The sequence below is a fragment of the Vibrio sp. genome, from assembly GCF_050299255.1.
Classification (GTDB): domain Bacteria; phylum Pseudomonadota; class Gammaproteobacteria; order Enterobacterales; family Vibrionaceae; genus Vibrio.
This window is the reverse complement of sequence record NZ_JBNKVP010000127.1, coordinates 1-5,307: the sequence shown is the minus strand read 5'-3', so window position 1 is coordinate 5,307 and position 5,307 is coordinate 1. Positions and strand designations below refer to the sequence as shown.

Annotated in this window: 6 protein-coding genes; 2 read left to right on the top strand and 4 right to left on the bottom strand. The window is 50.5% G+C overall.

Going from position 1 to position 5,307, the window contains the following annotated elements; genetic code table 11:
- Window positions 1-325, top strand: a 325-nt coding sequence (locus ACQY6F_RS18035; protein ID WP_428776427.1) for a GGDEF domain-containing protein, incomplete at its 5' end; no start/stop codon positions are given.
- Window positions 326-391: 66 nt separating this feature from the next.
- Here ACQY6F_RS18035 and ACQY6F_RS18030 read toward each other — a convergent pair.
- Window positions 392-1,540, bottom strand: a complete 1,149-nt coding sequence (locus ACQY6F_RS18030; protein ID WP_428776426.1) for an iron-containing alcohol dehydrogenase — start codon at window positions 1,538-1,540, stop codon at window positions 392-394.
- A 194-nt stretch (window positions 1,541-1,734) separates the two neighbouring features.
- Between ACQY6F_RS18030 and ACQY6F_RS18025 the strand changes: the two genes are divergently transcribed.
- Entirely contained in the window at window positions 1,735-1,929 is a 195-nt protein-coding gene (locus ACQY6F_RS18025; RefSeq protein WP_428776425.1) for a hypothetical protein, read from the top strand.
- Between the two features lie 68 nt (window positions 1,930-1,997).
- Here ACQY6F_RS18025 and ACQY6F_RS18020 read toward each other — a convergent pair whose 3' ends face one another.
- The 3 genes from ACQY6F_RS18020 to ACQY6F_RS18010 form a co-directional block, all read right to left on the bottom strand.
- Window positions 1,998-2,942, bottom strand: coding sequence for a glycoside hydrolase family 43 protein (locus ACQY6F_RS18020; RefSeq protein ID WP_428776423.1), 945 nt, complete (start codon window positions 2,940-2,942; stop codon window positions 1,998-2,000).
- A 60-nt stretch (window positions 2,943-3,002) separates the two neighbouring features.
- A complete protein-coding gene (locus ACQY6F_RS18015) occupies window positions 3,003-3,998 on the bottom strand; it encodes a LacI family DNA-binding transcriptional regulator (protein WP_428776422.1) in 996 nt (331 codons plus the stop codon).
- 75 nt (window positions 3,999-4,073) lie between these two features.
- Window positions 4,074-5,307: extracellular solute-binding protein (locus ACQY6F_RS18010; RefSeq protein ID WP_428776421.1), on the bottom strand; the 1,234-nt coding region annotated here is incomplete at its 5' end.

Sequence of the window (5,307 nt, the reverse complement as noted above, 5' to 3'; positions counted from 1 at the left end):
GGTGGCACGATACGGCGGCGAAGATTTTGTCGTGGTATTGCCTGACTCCGATCTACAGTCGGCTTCAAAAAAATTGGATCGGCTACGTGAAAAGCTTAGTATCAAAGCGATCCCTATCACTCCCCAGCAAAACTTAACTATTACCTTTAGCGCAGGAATCACTCAGTGGATGGATGATCAGAGTTTGGATAACGTACTCAATCAGGCCGATGAATTGCTTTATGTCGCCAAGCACAACGGTCGGAACAGGGTAGTGACTCCCCAGATACAAGATTCTATCGATGAGATGGAAAATAACCCGCCGGGTCCTAAATTGGCGAAATAGTCTTTGCTGTCAGCAACAAATAACAGGCCACCCAATTTGGATGGCCTGATTACTATCCGCTTTAGCTTAAGCGATAGCTGCTTGTAGGATCGAGCGGCTTTCGTCAAGCGTGATGGCCTGACCGACGCCGATACTGACCATTCCGTGCTGCTCTAATTGCTTCAGTACATTTTCAACAGCTTCGCTGCTGGATTCACTATGCTCGGTTAACTGAGTGGCCACTCCCAGTGAGTGGTAGAAGGCTTCAATGGCATCAATGGTCTGTTCTGCCAGAGTGTCACTTTCAGCAAGATTGAAGACATTGCGTCCCATCTGCTCCAGCTTCGCACGTCGACTGGTGATTTGATTGCGTAGCAGGGAAGGCTGAATGATCGCCAGAGAGCGAGCATGATCCACCCCGTACAGTGCGGTCAGTTCGTGACCGATCATGTGGGTTGCCCAGTCTTGCGGAACGCCGCTGCCAATCAGACCATTTAACGCCTGGTTGGCCGACCACATCAGATTCTCCCGCCAGCTGTCGGAGTCGCGCTGGTCAAATTGCTCACCCAGGGTTTTCAGCGTCCGCAGCAACGTTTCGGCGTAGCCGTCCTGCACCATGCAGCCATGGGGCAGGGTAAGATACTGTTCGCAAACGTGTACCCAGGCGTCAACAATGCCGTTCAGCAGTTGTCTTTCCGGCAGGGTTTTCATCACGTCCGGGTCCATAACGGCAAATACAGGTTTCACGTGGGCAGACATAAACGCCAGTTTATCCTGGGTTTCCGCTTTGGTAATAACCGCGCCGGCATTGGATTCAGAACCGGTGGCCGGTAGGGTTAGGATAGCGCCCAGCGGGGTAGCCTCAGTAACGGTATGTTTTTGGGTTAGGATGTCCCAGCCATCGCCATCATATAGGGCCGCCGCGGCAATGTACTTTGAGCCATCGATGACAGAGCCGCCACCGACCGCCAGGATGAATTCAATTTGCTGCTCTTTAACTATCGCGACCGCTTTGTCCAATGTTTCTTTGGTCGGGTTTGGCTCTATACCCGAGAACTCCTGCCACTGGTGATCTTTCAGTGCTGCAACAACTTGATCGTAGACACCATTTTTCTTGATTGAGCCGCCACCGTAAGTGACCAGTATTTTCTTTTCGGCTGGAATCGCGTCTTTGATCGCGTCAATCTGGCCCTGACCGAATAGAATTTGTGTGGGATTTGAATAGCTGAAATGCATTGCGTTACCTTAATGTTGTAAAGGTTTTTTAGAATAATTGCGCCAAATGGATTTTGAACGCGACAACTCATCATTTATAGCACATCCGACCAGGTGCCCCCAAGGTGATTCAGGCAATTGTTTTTCTGAACGAATGGCGTAAATATCAGACGGATGTGAAAAAATTTATACTAAACAGTCAGCAGGTTTTTTGTATGCGGTTACCATTTTTGTATTGCACACTTTTAGCAACGCTGCTTACCGTGTCTGGTTGTAGCCAACGACAGGTCTACGATGCTGGGTTAGGTTGGCGACAGCAGCAATGTTACCAATTGATAGACAAGCGAGAGCAGGAGCAGTGTCTCGAGTTGGCCCGTAAGCGTTATAGCGAACAAAAATCGGCAGAATAAAAAAGCCCTCACCCGCCTGCTGTTAGTGCGGATGAGGGAAAACATCCCCCTATCAGGATTCGAATGGTTTAGTTGATTGGGCGACCGAAGTTAGGAAAGCCTCGTTCGTCCCAGTCAAACGCCTGGATGCAAGTGTGACGGTTAGGTGTCCACAACGGATCGTCGACGATTTCGGTGCTGTTTCTGGCGTGATAAACCAAAAAGTCGGTCTTACCATCTTTACTTTGGGTAAAGCTGTTATGTCCCGGACCGAAAATCGAACGCGACTCGTCGCTGGAAAACACTGGCTGACGCTCTTTGTGCCAGTTGGCCGGGTCCAGCAAATCTGCGTCACTGTCTGCGGATAGCAGGCCCATGCAATAGTTTTCGTCCGTGGCACTGGCGGAGTAGCTGATAAACACTTTGCCGTTGCGCTTTAAGATAGCAGGGCCTTCATTGACCAAAAATCCGCGGCATTCCCAGTCGAATTCAGGTTTACTCAGCATCACCGGCTCACTGGCCAGCTCTGTGGCACTGGCCAGTTTGGCGATATACAGGCATGAGTTGCCGGCGATCACCGGATCTTTCTGGGCCCAGACATAGTAGTGCTCGCCAAGGTGTTCAAAATAGGTGGCATCGAGACAAAAACTGGAGATGCCGCTGTCTATCTGGCCGGCAAATTGCCATTCACCTTCCAGTGGATTGTCGGAATCGTTGCAGATGGCGTACATACGGTGCTGGAATGCGCCATCTTTGATTTCCCGGCTCGGGGCAGCGGCAAAATAGACATACCACTTGCCAAGGATGTAGTGGATCTCCGGCGCCCAGACTAGATCGCTGTACGGGCCGGTGTCAGGTTTGGTCCAGGCAGTAACAATCTCGCTGGTGGTGGCGAGATCGGCCAATTCGCTGGCTCGTCGCAGCTCAATACGGTCATAGGCAGGAACCGATGCCGTAAAATAGTAGTAGCCGTCACTGTGTAAATAGACGAACGGATCCGCCCGTTGATCAATTACCGGGTTAGAAAAGTGCATAAATGGGCTCCTTGCCCAGCCAACTGCGCTGGGCGTTGAAAAGGTTAATTCATGTTGAAGTTAAGTTGACTCTCTTGGGTACAGGTCACCTTCTACTTTGATTAATTGCAATTCGGTTTGATGATCGCCCACGGCGAGTTCGACTGCCATTCGGCCCATTTCGTCATAGGGCAGGTCGATTGAGCTTAAACTCGGAGTCAGTTCACTGGCCAGCAACTGGTTGTCGTATCCCATTACGGCTACATCGTGTGGTATGCGCAGGCCCATTTCGGCCACTGCCTGATAAACGCCGAGAGCCATCAAATCACTGGCACAGAATATAGCGTTGGGGCAGGGTGACTGGCTGAGCAGCTTTTTGGTTTCCAGAAAGCTCTGTTTAACCGACCAGTTACCTTCGACAATCCAGTCGTCGTTGATGGGTGTATCGGTGTTTAACAACGCCTGACGGTAGCCGCTAATCCGCTGGATAGAGGAATCGCTCCAGCGTTCACCACCAATCATGGCAATACGCTTGTAACCGCGCTGCAGCAAATGTTCGGTTGCCCGGTAACCGCCGATAAAATCAGAAGTTAAAATAGCCGGCGACTGAACGCTCGATTCCGGGTTATTGCAGTTCAGATACAACAGCGGGATACCCAATTTCGGCTCGTCGTCGATCTGCTTGGGTGTATTGGCGGCATAGATCAACGCACTGTACTGTCCTTCCTGAATTTCCTTCAGCATGGCTTGTTTTAGCAGTTCGTCATCTTCGTAGTCGTAGACCACCAGCAGAATATCCAGCTCCCAGGCGCGTACTTTGGCGGCGGTGATGGCGTTAATAAATGGGTCATGCATGTTGATACTGTTAACCAGCAGGGCAATACGCCGATGATGACTGGCATGACGCACATTGGCCTTACGCTGATAACCGAGTTCATCAGCTTTCGCCAATACTTTGTCTCGGGTCTCTTGTGAAACCTTAATGCTGTCAGAACCATTCAAAATAACACTCACAGTGGGCTGGGAAACGCCGACTGCGGTGGCAATGTCTAACATAGTGACTTTTTTCTTTCTCATAGCACTACTTCTTAGTTATTGCCCGGCGGCATGACCGCCGGACTTATTATTGTTGTTTTGGTTTACGTTCAGAATTTACAGGTTGGCCAACATGTCGTTGACGCGACGTTCAGCATCTGCCAGCGCCTGATCGATCGGTTTGGCGCCGGTAATTGCCGCGGCCAGGTCTTCTCCGATAATGTCCTGGATGGCAAACTGACGTTTTACCCCTTCAGGCAAGCCGGTACCGGTTTTAGTCACGCTCAGTAGCGACTGACGGTGTGGCAATTCCAGGAAATCCGGGTTTTGCAGTACCGCTTTAACACTTGGCAGGTGACCGGTGCGCGACCATTGATAATCGTTATCAATCATAAACTTAAAGAACTTCGCTGTTGCCGCAATCTGATCGTCATCTCGGCGTTTATTCGGCATTACCCATGAATGGCCATCCACATAGTTGGCGCTAACGCTGGTGTACAGTTGCGGGTACGGTGCCACTTCGTAGCCGTTATACAGCGAACTGCCCGATTTTTGTGACTCATCATTGTAAGTGCCCAACAGCCAGTTGCCGTTCAGTAAGATGCCGCCCTGACCGCTGGAAAATGCGGAAACGGTAGCAGGGTAGTCCATGTTTTTCGTGGTCAGGTCTTCATCGTAGATCTGCTTGAACAGTTTAAGGATGTTACGCGCTTTGTCATTCTGCAGTGAGATTTTGTCACTGTCGGCGAAGAAATCACTGTCTTGCTGGAACATGTAGGTATAGAACAGACGAGCATACGCTGCGGTTTCATTCGACAGGATCTGGACAAAATAAGGCTTACCGGTTTTCTGCTTGAACTGACGAGCCTGCTCAAGCAGTTGTTCTGGTGTGGCTGGCAGGATCGCCTGGCCGTTTTCATCTACCAGCTGAGCCTGTTTCATCAGGTTCATGTTGATGTGGTACAGCATGGTCCAGGTATCAATTGGCAGACCATACACTTCACCGTTGCGGGTAACGCCTTTCTGAGCGGTACTGGTGAACACGGAACTGTCGATGTTCTCCTGCTTCAGAAGATCGTCAATCGGTAGCAGTAGTCGGCGCGACTGGTAGTCAGAGATAACGGAGTTATGCATAGTGACCAGATCGGGTGGCGTACGAGACGCCATTTGTGCGGTCAGCTGGTCATATCCCGGCCATTCAACAGTTGTCACTTTGACGTCAATGTCTGGGTTTTCAGCGTTGAATCGGTTAATCAGTGAAGTCATGATGCCACATTCGCCGTTGGCGGATTCGACATTGGTGTTCTGACCATACTCGGCTTCGCAAGCTCCGAAAAAGCGCTGTAAATGT